This window comes from Streptomyces sp. NPDC026575, from assembly GCF_055567415.1.
Genome location: NZ_JBVHQM010000078.1, coordinates 1 through 1,088 on the forward strand (window position 1 = coordinate 1; position 1,088 = coordinate 1,088).

The following is a 1,088-nucleotide window of genomic DNA, read 5'->3' on the forward strand; positions in this document are numbered from 1 at the left end:
TGTACTCAGTCATGACCTTGGTGACAGTCGGCTGATCGGGGGCTGTCCTGCGAGCGCGGTGTGTCGGCGTCGAGTGTTGTAGAAGTTCAGCCACGGCGCCAGCGCGTGGGCGCGTTCGGTGTTGCTGGTGAACACCTGGCGGTATGCCCATTCGGTTTGCAGGGTGCGGTTGAAGCGCTCGACCTTGCCGTTGGTCCAGGGGCAGTGGGGACGGATGAACCGCTGCTGGGCGCCGAGGTCGGCCACGGCCTGGCGGAAGGCGGTGCTCTTGCGGTAGGCCCAGGCGTTGTCGGTGATGACGCGCTCGATGCGGTCGATGCCGCGGGCTGCGAAGAAGGTGGCGGCACGGGTGAGGAAACCGGCGCAGGTGTCGGCCTTCTCGTCGGGATGGATCTCGGCGTAGGCCAGGCGGGAGTGGTCGTCGACGGCGGCGTGGACGTAGTCGTAACCGATCCGGGCCTGCTTTTGTGCGTAGGTCTTGCCGGCTTCGCGGCCGTGGGCCCGCCATCCTCCACCGTCCGGGATCCGTCCGATCTTCTTGACGTCGAGGTGGACGAGTTCACCTGGCCGGGCACGTTCGTAGCGGGCGTGGCTGCGGCGTTCGGCTCGGATGGGCTGTCCGGTCAGGGGATCGCAGGAGGCCAGCCGAGGCACCTGATGGCGGCGCAGGATGCGGGTGACCGTCCGTGCGGGGACGCCGGTTTCGGCAGCGAGGAAGTCCGGCCCCCGCCGGTGGCCGCGCCGTGCGCTGAGCACTGCGGTCTCGACGTGCGCGGGAGTACGCCTCGGGCAGGCGTGGGGGCGGCTGGATCGGTCGTGCAGGCCGTTGAAGCCTTCGGCTCGGAAGCGGGCCACCCATCGGTGGGCGCACTGGCGCGAGACGCCCAGTTCCTTGGCCACATGCGCCACCGGACGCCGGTCGTCAACGACACGGCGCACCAGAAGACATCTGCCGTGAAAAGTCAGCCGGGCATTAGCGTGGGCCATCAAGACCTCCGGTTGTGGTGAAGACAGGCATCTCCACTACGCCCGGAGGTCTCTTCTTGATCAACTACCGACGCGAGTTACCAACCTCATGGCCGAGTACA

General features: G+C 67.6%; 1 protein-coding gene. It reads right to left on the reverse strand.

Annotation, left to right across the window (positions count from 1 at the left end; all coding sequences use genetic code 11):
* Window positions 1–9: 9 nt before the first annotated feature.
* The gene (locus ACZ4NB_RS38760; protein ID WP_467667761.1) at window positions 10–987 is read right to left on the reverse strand and encodes an IS481 family transposase; all 978 of its coding nucleotides are present in this window, start codon (window positions 985–987) and stop codon (window positions 10–12) included.
* Window positions 988–1,088: the final 101 nt, after the last annotated feature.

Coding starts and splice junctions, on each gene's coding strand:
- ACZ4NB_RS38760 (WP_467667761.1), bottom strand. CDS start 987: ATGGCCCACGCTAATGCCCGGCTGACTTTTCACGGCAGATGTCTTCTG.